Below are 18,145 nucleotides of genomic sequence, written 5' to 3'. Positions count from 1 at the left end.
TTACTCTTTCCAACTGGCCAATGCGTTGACGGCGGCCACAGTGATGGCCGATCCGCCAAGACGGCCTTTTACAATCATCGATGGGACCGGCAAGTCCTCCATCAGGGCGTCTTTGGATTCCATTGCGCCGACAAAGCCTACGGGGCAGCCAATGATAGCGGCCGGGCGCGGGCAATCGGGGTCTTTGAGCATGTTCAGTACGTGGAACAAAGCGGTGGGTGCATTGCCAATGGCGACAACGGCGCCGTCCAGTTTTGGCCGCCACAGTTCAAGAGCTGCAGCGGAGCGGGTGTTGCCCATCTCCTTGGCCATGTCTGGCACACGTGAATCACGCAAGGTGCAGATCACCTCGTTGTTGGCAGGCAAGCGGGGGCGGGTGATGCCTTCGCTAACCATATAGGCGTCACACAGGATCGGCGCGCCATTGGCCAATGCGGCGCGTGCGGTTTTGGCCATATCCGGTGAGAAGCGAATATGCGTCTCAAGGCCAACCATGCCGGCCGCGTGGATCATGCGGACCGCGACGCTTTCCTCATCTTTGGAAAACCGGGCGAGATCGGCCTCAGCCCGGATGGTGGCAAAGCTTTCGGCGTAAATCGCGGCGCCGTTGGTCTCATAAGTATGGAGCATGTTTTTGCTGCCCTCTTTTAGAATTCAGATGTCAGGAGATTGGGCAGATCATCTACGTCAAGCTCGCTCAGGTCGGGATGGTCCGCGGCGGTGGCGTTGCGGATCAGATCAAATGTGGTTGGGCTGCGCGCCGTCAGGGTGAGGTCGGCGGGCTTTGGGTGGGCACAGCCCTTGGCGCAGCCCGAGATATGGAGCGTCTTGCCCTGGGGGATCCGAGGGGCCAGTTGGCGCGCCAAGGCACGGGTTTGCGCATGCGCCTGCAAGCAACCGGGCGCGCCGGTGCACGCGACCACCTGCAGGCGGGGATCTGTGGCGTCCAGGATCAGGCCGGGCAGGTCGGGGATTGCGGCGTTCCCCTCCAACAGGAGCATCCGCCATGGGGTAAGGCGGATGGCGCCAAGATCCGCGAGCTCGCGTAACTGGTCGGCGGCAATTTGGCCGAACTCCAGGGCGACCAAGTGCCCCTTTGGACAGGTTTCAACTGTTCCGGGAGTTGGCTGTTGTGCGCAGGCGCGTCGGGGGGCGGTAAAGACTGAGGGGATTGCGCGGCGCGCAAGAAGGCGCTGCATCCTGCCCCGCCCGTCCGGCGCGCCGCCTTGGTCTAGAAACCACCGTGCAAGGGTGATGGCCTCTTGCGCGGCTGTTGCCTCGGTCACTGGTTTACCAAGGTCACTGCCATCGGCGCAGAGCAGAAGATGGCCGTCCGTGCCGACCTCAATGCGAATATCGGCGGCTGTGGACTGGAGCACTGGGGCCTGCGCGGTGTCGATGGCAAAGCCGAATTTTCCCGGCAGGGCCAGGTCTACGGTCTGTGCAAGTTGATGCGCCAGAGCCCGAGCGAGCTGTGTATTGAGGTCGTCGGTCTGCCAAAAGGGCGTGACCACGATATTGCGCAGCGCTTCGGATTTGGCCGTGTCGTCGACCAATCCGATCTCCTGAAGAGCCGCGATCAGGGCCGCGTGATTGTCTCGAGATACGCCGCGCAGTTGCAGGTTCGCTCGGGCGGAGAGATCCAGAAGCCCATTGCCGAACTCTTGCGACAGCTCGGCTACGCGGGTGGCCTGCTCTTGGCTGAGCCGCCCCAGAGGTGTGCGGATCCGCACCACAAGCCCATCGCCGGACTGCATGGGGCGCAGGGCGCCGGGGCACCAGCCATAGACCTTGGGATTGGGCGGGGTTTGTGGTGTTGCGCTCATGGCAGGCACTCCAGCTCTGCGACGATTGAGTTGCGTCGGCTTTGCCACAAGCCGGCCTCGGCCAACGCGCGGAACCGGTCACGCATGGCTGTCAGGGCGGCTGGGTTCGCGCCTTCCATGAAGGTCACCAGATCTTCGCGTCCCAAAGTTGCATCAAAGTAGAGGTCAATCAAATGGGCGGGGACCGCGCGGGCAAGATGGGCGAATGCGGCCATGTGATCCAGGGTTGCCGCAATTTCTGCGGCCCCGCGGAAGCCGTGTTCCATCATCGAGGTTGCCCAGTCCGGATTGGCCGCACGGGCGCGGGTGACGCGGGCGATTTCTTCGGTCAATGCGCGCGCCTGGGGGCGGTCGAATTTTGTGGCGTCCATGTGGTAGAGCGCCGGGGCCTTTTGGCCAAGGCGCGCCATGGCGGCGGCAAATCCGGCTTCGTGGGCGGCATAATCAGAGGCCACCAGAACATCGGTTTCCGCCAGATCTTGCAAGTGGACAAAACTATCGGCGGATTCCAGACGACGTTCCAATGCGTCGCGCGCATCGCGGATGTCGCCTTTGGCGTCGATTGCATGGGAGGAGGCGGCCAGCCATGCCTCACCCGCAGCGGCGCGGGCGGCGTCGGAATAGTCATCCAGATGCGGCCCCATCGACAGGCCATATTGGCCGGGACGGGGGCCAAACACCCGCGGTGTTTTGGCCAGGTATGGATTGTCAGCCCGGCTTTCATCGCGTGCGCTCAATGCGGCGGCGGCGGTTTCGAATATCTGGGCGAGGCCCGGAAAGACGTCGCGAAACAAGCCCGAGACACGCAGAGTGATGTCGATGCGGGGACGCCCAAGCAGGGCCAAGGGGATGACCTCGAACCCGGAGACACGCTCGGACCCGTCGTCCCATTTGGGCGCGAGACCGGCGAGATGCAGGGCCATGGCAAATTCTTCACCGGCGGTGCGCATGGTGGCTGAGCCCCAGAGATCGATCACCAACCCCTGAGGCCAGTCGCCATGATCCTGAAGATGGCGGCGCAGCAGCTCTTCTGCCAGTTTGACGCCTTGCGCCTGCGCCGATCGTGAAGGCACCGCGCGTGGGTCGGTGGTAAAGAGGTTGCGCCCGGTCGGCAGCACATCTGTGCGTCCGCGATAAGGAGAGCCGGATGGCCCCGGTGCCACCAGTTGCCCGTTCAAGGCGCGCACAAGGCCTGCACGTTCTTCCGCGCCACAGGTGCCTGTGCCAAAGATGTGCAGCCCTTCGCCGTATTGGCTTTCTTTGATGTCGCAGACAAAGCTGTCGATGCGGGTGATCGCCTCGGCGGCGGAGCTGTCGAGGGTGAGGCCGAGGTCGGTTTCAACGCCGGTTCCTTGGGCCTCCGCTCGAATGTCTTCGATCAGGCGATCACGGCGCGAGGGATCCAAGCCATCAGCGGTGGAGTATTCATCCAGCAGGCTTTCGAGCCGTCCCATGCCTTCGGGCAGATTGGTTTGCGCAAGCGGCGGCGGCAGGTGACCAATGGTGACGCCTGCGATGCGGCGTTTCGCCTGCGCAGCCTCGCCCGGGTCATTGACGATGAAGGGATAGACGACGGGCAGGCGGCCAATCAGCGCTTCGGGCCAGCAAGTCTCGGACAGGGCCACGGCCTTGCCCGGCAGCCATTCCAGGGTTCCATGCGCGCCGATATGCACTAGCGCGTCGACCTGTGACTGCAGCCAAAGGTAGAAGGCCACATAGGCGTGACGGGGCGTGCGCTCGAGGTCGTGATACTCATCCGTTCGAGTCTTGACGTCGCCGCGTTCCGGCTGCAGCGCCAAAAGGGCTGATCCGGCCCGAAGTGCGCGAAAACGGAAGGCCGTGCCGTCACAATCCGGGTCATCTTGTGGCGTGCCCCAGGCGGCAAACAGATCCGCGCGCAAGGGGGCGGGCAGCGTTTCCAGCGCCGTGAGATAGTCGCCAAGCGGCAGGTCGATCGTCTCGTCCATCAGGCGCAGGCCTGCGTTTGTGAGACCTTCGACGGCGTAACCTTGGGCGGCGAGCTCCGTAAGGATCGTGTCACATGAGGCCAGCGCATCAAGTCCTACCGCATGGGCCAGATTGTGATCACGCCCCGGATAGGTCGACACCACAAGCGCCAAGCGTTTGTCCCCGTTGGATTTCTGCGCCAAGTCCAGATGACCGGTGACGCGGTCAATCACGGCGCGGATGCGGTCCGGATGTGCGCGGTGGGCAAAGCGGGAGTATTCCAGATCGGGGTCCTTCTTCCCCGGCGCCTTAAAGCTGACAACACCGGCAAAGATGCGCCCGTCCACTTCGGGCAGGACCACATGCATGGCGAGATCAGCGGGGGACAGTCCACGGTCGGCCTCAGCCCAGTCTTTGCGCCGCGCGGTCGAGAGCGACACCTGAAACACCGGGCAGCCAGTGGTGGACAGCGGCGAAGGGCTGCCGTCGCGACCTTGCGCCGAAAATGCGGTGGCGTTGATGATAGCGGCTGGCGCAAGGGTGGGCAGACACTGTTGCAGCCACGCGGTTGCCGCTGGAGCCTTGAGGCTTGAGGCAAAGGCGCCAAAGGCCGCATAGCCGCGCGCGCGCAGCTCATGGATCATGGCGTCAACAGGCGCAGTGTCCGCCGCAGTCAGATAGGAGCGATAAAAAGTCACCAGCACCAGCGGCTGGTCTGTTTTGGGGAGTGTGTCGATGACGCCGCGGTCCGGATCATAAAAGCCATGGTCCGGCATGGTTTTTACGCCGCGCACCGGTCCCGCATAAAGCCCCGCAGCTAGGGCAAACTGTGCCAAGGCGGCCTGTGCGGCGACGGCTCCACCTGCGTCACAGAGGTGTTGCAGCCGACGCAGGGTGGAGACGGGGAGCGTTGACAGCTCATCGAGACGGGCGTCTTCGCGCCCGTCGGCCGACAGGATCGCCAGCGCGATCCCGTTGCGGCGCGCCAGGTCTTGCAACGTGGCCAGACCATAGGACCAATAGCTTTCGCCACCAATCAGACGCACTAGAATGCCCTTGGCCCCTTCCAGGGTTTGTTCCGCGTATACATCCACCGAGAGCGGGTGTTTCAGCGCCACCAGATTGGCTAACCGCAGTGTGGGCAGGCGGCCCTCGGCCCTGTGCCATCCCGCCGCAAAAGCGCCAAGGTCACTGTCGGAAAAGGACAGCACAATCAGGTCTGCGGGCGACTGCCCCAGATCCTGCGGCGTGTCACTTTCCTCTAACCCGTGGCTTTCGCGGAAGACGACGTGCATGCGGCGTTAGGCTCCCAGATCGGCGTGAATGCCGGCGGTGTCGATGTCGTGATGCTCGGCGATCACCACCAGCTGAGTCTTGCGCGGCTGTGCGCCCCAGGGTTGGTCATATTGCGCGCGCAGACGTTCGCCCACGGCCTGCACCAACATCCGCATAGGTTTGCCTTGGACCGCGACATAGCCTTTGACACGCAGAATTTTGCGCTCGCGGGCCATTTTGACGATGCGATCCTGTAGATCCTGAGGGTCCGAGACCTCGCCCATTTCGACCACGATGGATTCAAAATCGTCATGTTCATGGTCGTGATGCCCATCGTGATGGCTGGGGCGGGCGTCCAGATCGTCTTCGGCAGCGGCCTCAAGCCCGAGGATCACGCGCGGGTCGATCACACCTTCGGTCATGGGCAGGATCGGGAGTTTGCGCGGGGCTTCGGCCTCGATCACGGTGCGGGCTTTTTCGACGCCTGCTTCGCCTGCAAGGTCGGCCTTGGACAACAAGACGATATCTGCGCAGGAAATCTGATCCTCGAACACTTCGGACAGGGGAGTTTCGTGGTCGATGCTATCGTCCGCCTCACGCTGCGCCTGAACCGCGTCCAGATTTGGCGCAAACTGCCCCTTGGCAACGGCTTCGGCATCGGCCAGCGCAATCACACCGTCCACGGTGATACGGGAGCGGATCGCGGGCCAGTCGAACGCTTTGAGCAAGGGTTTGGGCAGGGCCAGACCGGATGTTTCAATCACGATATGTTCGGGTGCTTCGGGCAGGGCCATCAGCTGTTCGATGGTCGGGATAAAGTCATCGGCCACGGTGCAACAGATGCAACCATTGGCCAGCTCCATGATGTTTTCGGCCGGACAATTGTCATCTGCGCAGGATTTCAGAATGTCGCCGTCCACACCGGCAGTACCAAATTCATTGACCACAACCGCCAGACGCTTGCCCTGTGGGTTTTGCATCAGGTGGCGGATCAATGTGGTTTTGCCTGCGCCAAGGAAACCGGTGATCACGGTGACGGGGATTTTGTTCAAAGCGGTCATGCTGTGTCGGCCTCAGTTGGTTTCTTCGGGCAGTTTGAGCGGGGGGATGCGCGCAACGGTTTGCTTGCGAAAGCTTTGCGGGCGTTCGCGCCAGGGCACCAGACCATCCGTGGTCTTGGCGTAGGCTGCGACACCTTGCAGGATCTCTTCTACGTGCGTGTTGGGATCCATGTCGCCGTAGACATAGGTCCAGCGATCCGCGCCGCCGCTGAGAACCATGGAACAGCCGCGGGTACAAGCCGACAGGCATTCGGTTCCTCGGATGGTGACACCTTCGGGCAACGTACCCTCGCTCAGAGCGTCCAGCATGATGGCGCCGGGGCGCGGTCCTTCGGGGTCCACATCCGCGCGACGGCAGGTGGTGCAAACGGTCAGCATGACCTCAGCAGGTTCACGTGTTTCGGCCATATCGTGCCGCTCCTTCAGGTGTTGTGGGAGGAACAGAGAAAGCAGCCAGCGGGGCGTCAGTCAAACACGCCCACATCCGGTCGCAGAACACCCCGTCCGCCCGTTGTTTCGTGTGCTGGCAGGTCTCCCGGCTTGCGGATGTCACCCGGTAGGGGTGGTGGAGCTCCGTCCTTCCCGGGTTTTATCCCAGTGGTATTTGGAGCCCTCATCCGGTCACGGTCGCGGGGGCGGCTGTGCTTGGCAGGTGGTGCCTGCTGTCACATTCCCTCTTCGCCCAGGTCGAAACCTGGGAACCAACATAAAACCCCTTGCGCTATTGCGCCCTTCCTTGTCAAGACATGGCGAAACCGCAGGAGGGTTCCCCATGAGCGATAAGTCTGAAAGCGTCATCTCAGAAGAAGAAGCGGCACGCCATGCGTCCAAGATGGCCAAAAAGAAAGCCGCGCGCGATAAAATGATGAAGACGAAGGACGGTGAAAAGGGGCTGATCATCGTTCACACCGGTCCTGGAAAAGGAAAATCCAGCTCTGGCTTTGGCATGATCATGCGCTGTATCGCCCACAAAATGCCGAGTGCGGTTGTTCAATTCATCAAAGGCGCCTGGGCCACCGGGGAGCGTACGTTGATCGAAGAGAATTTCGCCGATCTGTGCCAGTTTTATGCCATGGGCGAGGGGTTCACCTGGGAGACTCAGGACAAAGCGCGCGATATTGCCGCAGCGCGCAAAGGCTGGGAGAAAGCCAAGGAGATGATCCTGGACGAGCGCAACACGATGGTGCTCTTGGATGAGATCAACATCGCGCTGCGGTATGAATACCTGGATCTGGAAGAGGTTCTGGAGTTCCTGGTCGAACAGAAACCGCCGATGACCCATGTGGTTCTAACGGGGCGGAATGCCAAGGAAGAGCTTATTGAAATCGCAGATCTGGTGACAGAGATGGGGCAGGTCAAACACCCATTCCGGTCAGGTGTGAAAGCGCAGAAAGGCGTTGAATTTTAAGCAATGGTGGCAGGGCTTTGCCCTGCTGGCCGGACCTGTAAGGTCCGGCCAAGCCGCGCGCCAGGGGGCTGGAACCAAAGGCTCCAGCCCCCTGGCGCGCGGCGCCCCCGTTTCAACCGACGGGGATCAAATGATTGTCCCAGGCTGTGGCATCACTTGCGCTTTGGCGTTTGTGTTCAAGCGTCAGCGACAAAACTCTGCCTTTCCCTGTTGTAGCTACCCAGCCCTTGGGGGTCGTCGACAGGCCGCAGACATCGGCGATTGCATATTCCCTCACCATATCGCCTGTCTTGGTCTCCATAATCTGAACACGCCCGCCACGAGGAGAGGACACAGCCACTGTCAGGCCATCTGGTGCAAAGGCAATAGACCCGCCATATCCGTTCAGATTACGCAGGCGAGGGTCGCCATCCGCCAGCAGGACCGGAACGGCGCCGTGCCGATGCAGGCCCACAATTGGGGCGAGTTCGCCCAGATCCCCTTGCCATTGCATTGCAAACCCAACGGTTCCGTCTGGCGCGAGGGATAGGTGGCGGATGGAGTTCAGGTGCTGATCCCGGCTTAATACCATCTGCTCCAACACGTCTCCGTTAAAACTGAGGTAGGTGAGGCGCGGCTCCATTGTGGGCAGGTTCAACTTTGCGCGACCGCTGTCGGGGTGCGTCTCGACCCCGCCGTTGGCAACCACCAGATAGCCGTCGGGGTGGCGCAGGATGTCGTGGGGGCCGATGCCGCCAGAGGAAAAGCTGCCGATGCGCCGATAGGTCTGACTGTCCCAGACCCCTATCACACCGCGTGCGTTTTCATAGTCATTCTCGGTCGTGAAAAGCTGCTGCCCATCGGGTGAAAAACAGCCGTGGCCATAAAAGTGATGCCCCTGCGGCGGGGTGAGGCGGATGATCTGCGCCCCCGTCCGGCAATCCAGCACATCGGCAAATCGTCCCGGGCGGCGGGCAAAGGCGATCACTTCGGGGCGATGCGGGTGGGCGCTGGCTGCATGGCCTCGGCCGGGCAGGGGGTGGCGGAACAGAACGCCTCCGGCCGCGGTCATCCCGGCAAGGATGTATTGGCCGTTCGGCTCCAACCCGGCTGTGACAAAATCGGGATAGCCGACATCAGCCCAGCTGGCCTGTGGCGCGACACTTGCTGCCAAAAGCCCGGTGAGGAACCCGCGACGTGTGGCCATATCAGTCCCCGTCCAATGAGTTAAAGCCCGCCGCGACCCCCAACAAGGGGCCCAGCTCTGCGGCAACCAGCGCGCGCAGATCGACAACTTCCTGCTTCACCGCTTCGATGCGAAACCGGGTGCCGGGATCTGCAACACCAGAAAACCGTGGATCATCCAACGCGGTTGCGCGTTCTGTCGCGTGGGTAAAGTCCTGGGCCAGTTCAGCCTGCAGCGCCGGGGCGTCTTGGGCCAGGGCAAGGGCCAATGGCTCCAAGGCTTGCAAGGACAGCACCACATGGCGCAGCGAGCGGTCGGACCGCCAAGCTTCGGCGCGGCGCGGGCGTGGTTTGTCAAAGGTTCCAAGCGGACGGCCAAGGCGCAAATCATCGACAATTTGCAAGCCGGTGGTCAGCGCCTTGAACAGTTCCTGGCGCACTTCGGCGTTGCTTTGGTAGCGCTCGGATGGGGCTTGCATCATGTGACGGAAGTCACCCGTCCAATCCGCCTGGATGGCCTGGGCCGTGGAGGCAATATCTGTGGTCATGGCCTGCGCCAGATCACAGCGATAGGCCGCGCTGCCGAGGTCCTTTGCATCTGCGTCAAACATCAAAAACTCGAGCGCATAAAAGCCTTTACCCGCAATAGACTGCTGGGCGAAAACCTCGGGCGGCAGAACCTCGCGATCTTCAGGGCTGAGGAATGTGCGCACCGCCTTGCCGATCTTGCCCCGGTTGTCTGGCCAAAACGCAAGGGAGAAGGCGCGGGAATCGGTCTCACTCGGGCCAAAGCGCCAGATGCTGGCGGTGACCCAGGCATCGAAACTGGTCGCAAAGGCTTCTTCCATCTCGGCAGGGGCGGTCAGGCAGCTGTCGGCCGTGCTCTGTGCCAAGGTCTGGGTGTGCTGTGCCAGCGCGTCAAAGGCAGGCAGGATTTGGGTGTCGACAATGGATTGGGTCAGCTCGTCCGCATGAAGGGGCGATGCAAAAGACGCGCAGATCAGCGGAATAGAAAGGTAGCGCATGGGTCAGAGGCTCTCCAAAAACGTCAAAAGATCGGCGCGGTCTTCGGCGGACATTTGCACCACGCGGGACTGGGCGGCTGCGGCTTCACCACCGTGCCACAGGATCGCCTCGAGCAGGGTGCGCGCGCGCGCGTCATGCAGGTAGCCCGCCAGCGGTGACACCTGTTTGGTCAGCCCGATACCCCAAAGCGGCGGGGTGCGCCATTCCCGACCGGTTGCCCGCGCTTCGGGGCGATTGTCGGCAAGCCCGTCGCCCATGTCATGCAGCAACATATCGCTGTAGGGCCAGATCAGCTGGAAGCTCTGCTCGTCACGATCCGTCAGGCGGTGCGTTACGAATTTCGGGGTGTGGCAGCTGGTGCAGCCTGCGTCATAAAACAGCTCTTTCCCGCGCAAGACGGCCGGGTTGTCCAAATCGCGCCGCGCGGGAACAGCCAGATTGCGGCTGTAAAACGTCACCAGATCCATATTGGGCTGGTTGATCTCGGTCCCACGCTCAACGTCATCACCGTGTTGGGCTGCGCGGCAATGTGCTTGTGCCTCGGTACATTCGCCCCAATGGGCGGGAAACAGCGGTGTCGAGATGCCGATATCGCCGGAAAAGGCTGCGGCGGATTGTTCGTGCACCGTTGCACTACCTGCCTTCAGGCCGAAACGACCCAAAAGGATCTGTTGATATTCTTCTGACCGGACCAGATTAGCGCGTCCAGAGATACCGTCACCATCGGCGTCGTTTTCGTCGGTGTTCGCCAGAATATCCGCTGCCGGAATGGCCTCCAACAGGCCAAGTCCGATCATTGGCGGTGCAACACGAGGCGACATCATCACATCCGGCTGCATCGGTCCATAGCCCAGATCAAGCGCCTGATAGCTGGGCGCGCGCAGGGTCACGACGTTACCATCCGCAAGGGTGATCGGCATGTCTTCATAGGTGACGGCAAGCCGGTATTCGGGGGCGATGCCCGGCGGTGAAAAATCCTGGAGCTGGCGACCATAGGTGGGCTCCGCCGCATCACCGATATAGTCGGTGATCTCTTGCAGGTGGTTCGGCACCGGACCCGGAACTGAGACGCGTAGGAACATGGAAACGGCCGCATCCGCCAGATCCTGTGGCGCATGGCCCCGTCCGTCTTTTAGGTGGCAGCGCTGGCAAGAGCGTGCGTTGTACAAGGGGCCCAAACCATCGGATGCTTTGGTGGAGGCCGGGGCGAAGACCCAGATCTTTTCAAACAGGGCGTTGCCGAGTTTGAACTCCAGCTCTTCTTCAAACGACAGATTGCCGCTGTGTTGGGAGAACGCGTTGGCATCGGTGCGGGCTCGGGTTGTTGCGGCGCCTGCGGGGTGTGCTTCAAAAGCTTCGGGTTTGGAAAAATCGCCAGTTGCGCGGGTGACCATATGGACGCGTTCGGCGTCCTGATCGTTGCGCGGCACCGTGTTGAGATGTGGATCGCTAAAGACGCTTTCCGGCCAGTCAGCCGCAGTCAGGCTGGTTGCGCAGAAAACGGCAGTCGAGAGGAGCGCCAAAGCGCGAGTGGTTTGGGTGAACATGCCTGAACCGGGGACGTGAGGGTGTTTGAAACAAGGTGTAAATGAAACCAAAGCCCTGGGCAAAGGTGAAACCCTTGCCCAGGAAACTCATATGCTTATTGGAAGACCGCTGTGGGGTTATCCAGCGAGTCGGAGCCTTCAAAGGCGATGCCGTCCAGCTTTAGTGCGGTGACCGCGCGTTCAAACGAACGGGTCTGGTCGATCAGACCGTTGATGCCGCCCATCACCAGAGCCTCGCCTTTGGCGTTGCCTGCTTCCAGCATCTGATCGTAGGAGAAGCCCGCCTCGGCGGCCAGTTTGATGCTGCCCAGAGCGCGCATTGTGGCGGACAGTTTGGTCAGGATCTCACCATCCAGCGCGGCGTCGGTTTCGGCAACCAGCTCAGACAGAGAGGTGCCAGACACCAGATCGCCGTTCACGCGGATGTATTCGCCCAGATAGACGTTTTGAACGCCCAGGCCATCATAGTAGTGGCTGTTGTGGGTGTTGTCCGAGAAACAGTCATGCTCTTCTTCGGGATCGTTCAGCATGACGCCCAGGCGCATACGCTCACCAGCGGTTTCCCCGTAAGACAGCGAACCCATGCCGGTCAGGATAGCCGAAACGCCTGCGTCCAGATCAGAGAACAATGTGGTGCGGCCTTCGCCTTCAGCTGTCCATTGTGCAACCATCCATTCCAGGTCCGAGACCAGCAGATCAGTTGCCGCTGACAGGTATTCGCCGCGACGGTCACAGTTGCCGTTGGTGCAGTCGCTGCCCGCTGCAAAATCAGTCCAGGAGCGGTCGCCAGCGCCGTGATCGGTGCCTTTAAGGTCTTGACCCCACAGCAGGAATTCAATCGCGTGGTAGCCGGTAGCAACGTTTGCTTCGACGCCGTCGGCCTCGTGCAGGGTCTCTTCCAGCAGGGTGGGGGTGATATGTGTCGCGTCGATGGTTTTGCCGGACAGATCAAAGGACGGGTTGGCCACGATGTTCAAGGCCGCCAGACCGTTTTCGTCGCTTGGACCGCCGTAGGATGCGTCCACATAATCGATCAGACCTTCGTCCAGGGGCCAAGCGTTCACTTTGCCTTCCCAATCATCAACGATGGCATTGCCAAAGCGGAAGACTTCGGACTGCTGGTAGGGCACGCGGGAGGCCAACCACGCGGCGCGTGCGGCTTGCAGGTTTTCAGCCGATGGGGCTTCCAGAAGTGCGTTTACCGCGGTTTGCAGGGTTTTCGCCGTGATCAGGCTGTCTTCATATGTGGCCAGAGCAATATCGGCGTAGGTGGTCAGTACCGCTTCTTTTTCAACAGCAAAGGCTGCAGTGGCGGAGAGGATCGTTGCAGACACTGCAGTGCCGCGAAGAATCTTAGTGATCATTGTGTGCTCATCGCTAGTTGTGAATACCCGGCACCGCAGGAGCAGTCGCCAGAAAGGGAAGCCCGTACGCCAAAGCGTTGCCGGGCTGGTGTGCTATTTCGTCAGGATCAGTTTTCCAGCGCGGGTGATCCGCAGGGAGTAAACTTGGCCGTTCAGCAAAATGCGTGCCTGGTTCCCGCCCTTGGTCAGATCTTCGGCATAAAAAGTGGGGAAAACTTCAGTTGCGGTTGTCAATTCGTTCGTATCGATCTGTTTCATGTCATCTACCCAGCGCTGTTTCGAGGTCCTGCGGACCCTCATCTATCTCCTGACATCGGGCTGACCTGACTCGGCAAGTTGGCTGGACATGTGTTTTCTGACTTATTTAGTCGGATACGTCAATCCGAGTTTTTTAATCAGATATAATTTTATCGCGAAAACAAAAAACGCGCCCCGAGGAGCGCGTTTTAAATGCAATGTAATCTGATGTTTAGTCGCGGGTGCCGGAAAATTTAGCCTGCCACTCTTCACGCTCTTCATCTGCGATCTTGGCAAAGAGAACGTCTGGAACAGCAAAGGCGTGGCCTTCAGGTAGACCATTCAGGAAGGCTGCCACATCCGAAGGCCAGTCACGATCTTCGGATTTGAGGGCCGCCATCATCTTGTCGGTGGCGTCCGGAATGAAGGGCGCGCTGAGCACCGCATAGAGACGGATCAGGTTCAGACCAAGGCGCACTTGGGCCGCGGCTTGTTCGGGATTGGTTTTGAAGGTCGACCAGGGGGCCGCGCTTTGCAGATATTCGTTGCCTGCCACCCAGATCGCGCGCAGCTCTTGTGCTGATTTGCGCACGTCCATGGCTTCCATGTGGCCTTCGTAAGCGTGCACACGTTTGGTGAGATCCGCAATCAGCGCGGTTTCCTGTTCGCCAAAGGCGCCGCCCGCGGGCACTTCTTCGCCAAATTTGGAGCGACAGAATTTGGTGATGCGGCTGACAAAGTTGCCCAGAACATCGGCCAGATCCTTGTTCACGGATTGCTGGAAATTCTCCCAGGTGAATTCCGAATCCGAGCTTTCGGGCGCATGAGACAGTAGCCACCAGCGCCAGTAATCGGACGGCAACAACTCCAGCGCCTGATCCATGAACACGCCACGGCCCTGGCTGGTGGAGAACTGACCACCGTCATAGTTCAGGTAGTTAAAGGACTTCAGGTGGTCGACCATTTTCCAGGGTTCACCGGAGCCCAGGATTGTTGCCGGGAACGACAGCGTGTGGAAGGGGACGTTGTCCTTGCCCATGAACTGGACATACCGCACATCATCCGCGCCTTTGTCGGTGCGCCACCAGCGCTCCCACTCGGCGTCATCCTTGCCGTTGGCTTCGGCCCATTCCTTGGCGCAGGCGATATATTCGATGGGGGCGTCGAACCATACATAGAAGACCTTACCTTCCATTCCGTCCCAGGCCTCGTCACCCTTTTGTACAGAGACACCCCAGTCCAGATCTCGGGTAATGCCGCGGTCCTGCAGCCCGTCACCATCGTGCAACCATTTCTTGGCGATCGAGGTAGTCAGCACGGGCCAGTCGGCCTTGCTGTCGATCCAGGCATCCAGCTGGTCGCGCAATTCGGATTGGCGCAGGAACAGGTGCTTGGTCTCGCGCACTTCCAGATCGGTTGAGCCAGAGATGGCAGAGCGTGGAGTTATCAGATCTGTGGGATCCAGCTGTTTGGTGCATTCTTCACATTGGTCACCGCGCGCGCGTTCATAGAAGCAGTTGGGGCAGGTGCCTTCGACATAGCGGTCTGGCAGGAAGCGGCCATCGGCGTTGGAATAGACCTGGCGGTCGGCGACTTCGGAAATCAACCCGGCCTCGGCCAGTTTGCCCGCGAAATGCTGGGTCAGCGTGTGGTTGGCAGGGCTGGACGAGCGGCCAAAGTGGTCAAACGACAGGCCAAAGCCCTTGGCGATTTTGGCCTGAACCTCGTGCATCTCGGCGCAATACTCAGCGACCGGTTTGTCAGCCTTTGAGGCCGCCAGCTCAGCCGGGGTGCCATGTTCGTCGGTGGCACAGAGGAACAGAACTTCATTGCCGATGCCGCGCTGGAACCGCGCAAACAGATCGGCCGGCAGCTGGCTGCCAACCAGATTGCCCAAGTGCTTGATCCCGTTGATGTAGGGCAGTGCCGAGGTGATAAGAATACGTGCCATGCGATCCATCCAGAATACAAAGTTGGTGATCCCTCTACAGGAAGCGTGCGGAGGGGGGAAGCCCGGCGACAGCCATTCTGCGGGAGAGCTGTCGGATTTGTACCTCTGAACGGTTCGCGCCCATGCGCCCCACGACAGGGGGGCTGCGCTGCAGTGGGCGTGTGGACCGTCGCATGGATGCAGCGCTGGGCTGATTCAGCCCGCTTCGGTGACCTCTGCAAAGGGCATGGGCCCCGCGTTGCGTTTGAGGGTCCATTCCTTAGGCGGTGCGGTGCGGGCGCGCAGGCGTTTGAGAGTCCAGTGGTTGTGGGTGGCGCTATAGGCCTGCGCCATATGCCAGCGTGTCTCAATGCCGGGGGCACCGCCGTGATCGGGGGTCAGCAGGAGCGCGAGGGGGGCAGCCCCCAAGGTGCCGCCTTCTTCGGCCGCAAGATGCAGGCGGCGGACTGGTGTCATCAAAGGCGGTTCGGGAAGTTCACAGACAACAAGCCTCGTGGCGCCGCTGCGCAGGATCTCTTCGGTGCACCACAAAAGATCCTCTGCCCGAGGGGGGCGGACAAAGAGAAACCTGCCCGGATCGGTGAAGGGGGCGATGCCATCGGGGTTGAGCTGCGCCTTGTTCCATTGGGGTGTGATCCAGAGGATCGGACCGGGCACCGCCGAGGCCAGCCACAGAGCAAACCCCCAGCGGGCCGGGCCGCAGGCCTCATGCGCGCGGGCGCGGGCCAGGGAGATATCATCGCTCAGACGTAAGCCGTCTTTGGGGCGGTGTGTCTTGCGGGTCAGAAGGTGAGTCGCCATGCGTTATTCTCGCACGTTCCCCTTTTGTTCGCAAATTTTTCCGAAGGGGTTGCATCACACCAGCTGAGGCTTAGGTTGCGGTAACAAAATGCCGGACAGCGAAGGGACGCGCAATGAAACAGAACCGACTGGGCCGCACAGATATTATGGTCACCGAGTATTGCCTGGGCACGATGACCTTTGGCTCGCAGACCGATGAGGCTGACGCGCACACGCAAATTGATATGGCGCTTGCGGCGGGGATTAACTTTCTGGACACCGCCGAGATGTATCCGGTGAACCCGGTGCGTGCAGAGACGATTGGCCACAGCGAAGCGATCATCGGGCGGTGGAACGAAAAGACCGGACGCCGCAGCGACTATGTCCTGGCGACCAAACATTCCGGCCAAGGGTTGAAGGCCGTGCGCGACGGCGCACCGATCAGCAAAGAGAGCATCGCAACCACCATCGAGGACTCGCTGAAGCGGTTGAAAACTGACTACATCGATCTGTACCAATTCCACTGGCCAAACCGCGGCAGCTATATGTTCCGCAAGAACTGGGGCTTTAAACCCTGGACATCCGGGCAGACCCGCGCAGACATTCGCGCGGATATCGAAAACTGCTTGGAGGCGCTGCAAGAGCAGGTCGACAAGGGCAATATCCGCGCCTTCGGCCTCAGCAACGACAGCGCATGGGGCACCGCACAATGGCTGGACCTGGCAGAGGCGGGCAAAGGTCCGCGGGTGGCTACGCTGCAAAACGAATATTCGCTGCTGTGCCGCCTGTTTGACACCGATCTTGCAGAGCTGAGCACCTATGAGGATGTGGGGCTCTTGTCCTATTCTCCGCTGGCGGCGGGGCTGTTGACCGGCAAATACCAAGGCGGTGCGGTGCCGGACAAGTCGCGGATGTCGATCAATGGCAACCTGGGCGGTCGGGTGTCAGAGCGTGTGTTCGAGGCGGTCGAGGCCTATCTGGCAATTGCCCGCAAACACGGGCTGGATCCGGTGAACATGGCCTTGGCCTGGTGTAAGACGCGTCCCTTTATGGCGTCGGTCATCTTTGGTGCGACGGGCCAGACCCAGCTGAAACATATTTTGGATGGCAAAGATCTGGAACTGGGCGTGGATGTCATTGAAGAGATCGACGCGGCGCATAAAACCTATCCCATGCCCTATTGATCAATCGCGCGGAGGCAGGCGGGGGAGGCTCCCGCCCGGTCTGCGCAGCGATCAAGATCGCAGGCGACCCGTTAGGCCAAGCGCCGCGCCATAGGCGCGGCGCAGTTGCGTTTTAACGCACTAGTGGCGTGTCGGCGAAGAGCGGGGTGCTTGGCTTTATTGACAAAAGGGAATCACATCCAGCGTCAGGTGTGCTGCAGGCTGGTATCTGCAATTGAGACCAGCTTGGCATGCAACCCGATCTCGGGCGAGAAATGGGTATTTTTTGAGCGTTTCACCCGATCTGTCCGCGCCACGAATAGACGCAAATAGACGGGTCACTGCCTTGTTATTGATGGGGTTTTCTGGCCCGGATGCAGAGAATTACCAAATCTGGCACGGCAATCGCGAATCGCTATGAGAAATCCTAGGGTCAGGACCCATTAACTGATTGAGCCTGTCGGGTTGTTATGATTCACGACCCCTTGTTGTAGGGGGACATGATGAGCAATTTGTATTGGCTGCCTGAGGCGCAGATGCAGCGTCTCAGGCCTTTCTTTCCGAAGAGCCGGGGCCGAGCGCGTGTGGATGATCGGCGTGTGTTGAGCGGGATTATCTTCATCAATCGCAATGGTTTACGATGGCGTGATCCGCCTGCGGCCTATGGCCCGCATAAGACGTTGTACAATCGCTGGAAACGTTGGAGCGACAAGGGCGTCTTCGCTCGGATCATGATGGGGCTGGCTGAGCAGGCTCCCGACAACAAGATCATCTCGATTGATGCCACCTACCTCAAAGCACATCGCACGGCCTCCAGCCTACGGTTGAAAAAGGGGGGAAAGGACGCCTAATCGTGCTGACTAAGGGCGGCATGAATACCAAACTGCATGCGATCACTGACACCAGCGCTCGCCCTATCCGCCTCTTTATCACGGCAGGGCAAATCAGCGATTACATCGGTGCTCGCGCTTTGGTGAGCAATTTGCCAAAGATGGAATGGCTTCTCGGAGACCGAGGATACGACGCTGATTGGTTCCGAGAACCCCTTGTAGACAAGGGCGCAAAGCCCTGCATTCCTGGCCGCAAGTCGCGCAAGAAGACCGTCAAGTATGACAAGCGCCGATACAAACGGCGCAACCGTATCGAGAGGATGTTCGGCAGGCTCAAGGATTGGCGGCGTGTGGCAACCCGCTACGACAGATCCCCAACCGTCTTTCTCTCCGCAATAGCTCTCGCAGCAACCGTCATTTGCTGGCTATGAGATGCTGTAACGGGACCTGCGTCACGCACCGCCGTTACTTCTTGCCAGATCAGCGTTGGGCTGCCGCCATTCCCGCATTGAACCCATATGGAGGATGACAGGATGAAGCTGTTTGTTGGATTGGATGTATCGCTT

Annotated in this window: 15 protein-coding genes and 1 riboswitch; of the genes, 3 read left to right on the top strand and 12 right to left on the bottom strand. The window is 60.4% G+C overall.

Going from position 1 to position 18,145, the window contains the following annotated elements:
* Genes KMP13_RS10635 through KMP13_RS10615 form a run of 5 tightly spaced genes read right to left on the bottom strand, consistent with a single transcriptional unit; the run spans position 1 to position 6,517 of the window.
* Complete coding sequence (locus KMP13_RS10635) at positions 1-630, bottom strand: precorrin-8X methylmutase (RefSeq protein WP_215265840.1); 630 nt, start codon at positions 628-630, stop codon at positions 1-3.
* 17 nt (positions 631-647) lie between these two features.
* On the bottom strand, positions 648-1,826 hold the full coding sequence (gene cobG / locus KMP13_RS10630; protein ID WP_215265839.1) for a precorrin-3B synthase: 1,179 nt from the start codon (positions 1,824-1,826) through the stop codon (positions 648-650).
* Complete coding sequence (gene cobN / locus KMP13_RS10625; protein WP_215265838.1) at positions 1,823-5,068, bottom strand: cobaltochelatase subunit CobN; 3,246 nt, start codon at positions 5,066-5,068, stop codon at positions 1,823-1,825. The genes cobG and cobN overlap by 4 nt, the downstream gene beginning before the upstream one ends.
* Before the next feature lie 6 nt (positions 5,069-5,074).
* Entirely contained in the window at positions 5,075-6,109 is a 1,035-nt protein-coding gene (gene cobW, locus KMP13_RS10620; protein WP_215265837.1) for a cobalamin biosynthesis protein CobW, read from the bottom strand.
* A 12-nt stretch (positions 6,110-6,121) separates the two neighbouring features.
* Positions 6,122-6,517 carry a DUF1636 family protein gene (locus KMP13_RS10615; RefSeq protein ID WP_215265836.1) on the bottom strand — a complete coding sequence of 132 codons (396 nt, stop codon included), beginning with the start codon at positions 6,515-6,517 and terminating at the stop codon, positions 6,122-6,124.
* Positions 6,518-6,617: 100 nt separating this feature from the next.
* Positions 6,618-6,830, bottom strand: a riboswitch (cobalamin riboswitch).
* Between the two features lie 51 nt (positions 6,831-6,881).
* On the opposite strand from KMP13_RS10615, the gene cobO reads away from it, so the two are divergent.
* Positions 6,882-7,517, top strand: coding sequence for a cob(I)yrinic acid a,c-diamide adenosyltransferase (gene cobO, locus KMP13_RS10610; RefSeq protein ID WP_215265835.1), 636 nt, complete (start codon positions 6,882-6,884; stop codon positions 7,515-7,517).
* Positions 7,518-7,629: 112 nt separating this feature from the next.
* On the opposite strand, the gene KMP13_RS10605 is transcribed toward cobO, so the two are convergent.
* From KMP13_RS10605 to KMP13_RS10575, 7 genes are all read right to left on the bottom strand, one after another.
* Positions 7,630-8,703 (bottom strand): DUF1513 domain-containing protein, encoded by a 1,074-nt coding sequence (locus KMP13_RS10605; RefSeq protein ID WP_215265834.1) that lies wholly within the window; start codon positions 8,701-8,703, stop codon positions 7,630-7,632.
* 1 nt (position 8,704) lies between these two features.
* A complete protein-coding gene (locus tag KMP13_RS10600; RefSeq protein WP_215265833.1) occupies positions 8,705-9,706 on the bottom strand; it encodes an imelysin family protein in 1,002 nt (333 codons plus the stop codon).
* 3 nt (positions 9,707-9,709) lie between these two features.
* Positions 9,710-11,254, bottom strand: coding sequence for a di-heme oxidoredictase family protein (locus KMP13_RS10595; RefSeq protein WP_215265832.1), 1,545 nt, complete (start codon positions 11,252-11,254; stop codon positions 9,710-9,712).
* Between the two features lie 95 nt (positions 11,255-11,349).
* Positions 11,350-12,618, bottom strand: coding sequence for an imelysin family protein (locus KMP13_RS10590; RefSeq protein WP_215265831.1), 1,269 nt, complete (start codon positions 12,616-12,618; stop codon positions 11,350-11,352).
* A gap of 93 nt (positions 12,619-12,711) precedes the next feature.
* The gene (hemP, locus tag KMP13_RS10585) at positions 12,712-12,876 is read right to left on the bottom strand and encodes a hemin uptake protein HemP (protein WP_153215898.1); all 165 of its coding nucleotides are present in this window, start codon (positions 12,874-12,876) and stop codon (positions 12,712-12,714) included.
* Between the two features lie 211 nt (positions 12,877-13,087).
* Complete coding sequence (gene metG, locus KMP13_RS10580) at positions 13,088-14,806, bottom strand: methionine--tRNA ligase (RefSeq protein WP_215265830.1); 1,719 nt, start codon at positions 14,804-14,806, stop codon at positions 13,088-13,090.
* Between the two features lie 195 nt (positions 14,807-15,001).
* Positions 15,002-15,607 carry an ImuA family protein gene (locus KMP13_RS10575; RefSeq protein WP_215265829.1) on the bottom strand — a complete coding sequence of 202 codons (606 nt, stop codon included), beginning with the start codon at positions 15,605-15,607 and terminating at the stop codon, positions 15,002-15,004.
* A 113-nt stretch (positions 15,608-15,720) separates the two neighbouring features.
* On the opposite strand from KMP13_RS10575, the gene KMP13_RS10570 reads away from it, so the two are divergent.
* Positions 15,721-16,770, top strand: a complete 1,050-nt coding sequence (locus tag KMP13_RS10570; RefSeq protein ID WP_215265828.1) for an aldo/keto reductase — start codon at positions 15,721-15,723, stop codon at positions 16,768-16,770.
* Positions 16,771-17,252: 482 nt separating this feature from the next.
* Positions 17,253-18,010 (top strand): IS5 family transposase gene (locus KMP13_RS10565; protein WP_215265827.1). Its coding sequence is split into 2 segments (ribosomal slippage): positions 17,253-17,589 and positions 17,589-18,010, totalling 759 coding nucleotides; the frame shifts between segments, so codons are not numbered across the junction.
* The last annotated feature ends 135 nt before the right edge of the window (positions 18,011-18,145 follow it).

It is taken from the genome of Epibacterium ulvae, from assembly GCF_018678075.1.
Classification (GTDB): domain Bacteria; phylum Pseudomonadota; class Alphaproteobacteria; order Rhodobacterales; family Rhodobacteraceae; genus Epibacterium; species Epibacterium ulvae_A.
This window is presented reverse-complemented; position numbering and strand designations above follow the sequence as displayed.